This is a genomic window from Gelatiniphilus marinus, from assembly GCF_042684345.1.
Taxonomy (GTDB): domain Bacteria; phylum Bacteroidota; class Bacteroidia; order Flavobacteriales; family Flavobacteriaceae; genus Gelatiniphilus; species Gelatiniphilus marinus.
Genome location: NZ_JBHULK010000024.1, coordinates 1 through 1,136, shown reverse-complemented (window position 1 = coordinate 1,136; position 1,136 = coordinate 1). Strand labels below are relative to the sequence as shown.

Genomic DNA, 1,136 nt, shown 5'->3' with positions numbered 1-1,136 from the left:
CCTGCACTACGGCGTGAAAACGCCGCAGAACAGGCAGCTATACGCCATTTTGCAAAGTGAAAACGTTTCACTACTTTTCACTTTGCAAAACAGCGCATAGCTGCGCGGGACGTTCTACGCAATTTGAGACAAATATTTTACATATTAACAATCTTGATGCTTACACTAAATGTTGAAGCACAAAATGATATTTCTAAATACGTCGGAAAATATGGAGATTGGATGCCCAATGGAAAAGCATTAATAACCGAATTGGAATTAAAAGCGGACGGAACTTTTCGATTGCGAACAACTGATTATGTTTACCCACAAACCTTTAAAGATTATACAAACGAAGGAAAATGGATTTTAAAAGATGGAGAAGTTATTCTAAATCCAGATTTACAAAGGCGAGAGCCAACTGTGAATATAATCGAAAAGCAAATCGGACTTAAAGACTCAATTGAAATTAAAGTCAATCATTATATTGAACTTTACGAAAATCAAAACTTGATTGAAAACCAAAAATCGGAATTTGAATTACTAACTCTGTACTTTAACAAAAGGAGAAAATACAAGCATTTAACAAGAGAATGGCTAAAAGAAGGAAGTTGCGCTTGGGCACCTCGTATCCGAAACAGAGTGAATTTAGACTCAACAAATACTTTCAGAATAGCAAAAAAAGACATTGAGAAAATCGGAATTTACACTTATGGATTCACAGATTTCATAGAACTCAAAACTGAAAACAAAAATTCTGACTATTACGAAATAGATGTTGTTGTTCCTATCGATAAAGAAAGAATGCCGAGAAATAAGAAAGTAATCATAAAAGGAAATAGAGCTTATTTTTACGAAATTAAAGGAAAAGTGAAAAAGTCGCTGAACAATTTATGGAAAAAAACTGCGTAGAACAACGTGTATAATTCATTGCTTGTACTCGCCTACTTACGAAAATCCTCGCGGATTTTCTATTCGGTTTGTATTTGCTAAATTAGTTGCTAGAAACACGCAACGAAATCATACACGTACACGTTCGGCGGCATTTAGCCCTATCGGGCACATACCGCCGAACGTCCCGCGCAGCTGCGCTGCCTGCACTACGGCGTGAAAACGCCGCAGAACAGGCAGCTATACGCCATTTTGCAAAGTGAAAA

Annotated in this window: 1 protein-coding gene; it reads left to right on the top strand. The window is 36.9% G+C overall.

The window, feature by feature from the left end; translation table 11 throughout:
* The first annotated feature begins 156 nt into the window (after positions 1–156).
* Entirely contained in the window at positions 157–891 is a 735-nt protein-coding gene (locus ACFSQS_RS16125; protein ID WP_388021251.1) for a hypothetical protein, read from the top strand.
* The last annotated feature ends 245 nt before the right edge of the window (positions 892–1,136 follow it).

What these genes read in the sequence shown, in the direction of transcription:
- ACFSQS_RS16125 (WP_388021251.1), top strand. Translation starts at nt 157, where the DNA reads ATGCTTACACTAAATGTTGAAGCACAAAATGATATTTCTAAATACGTC.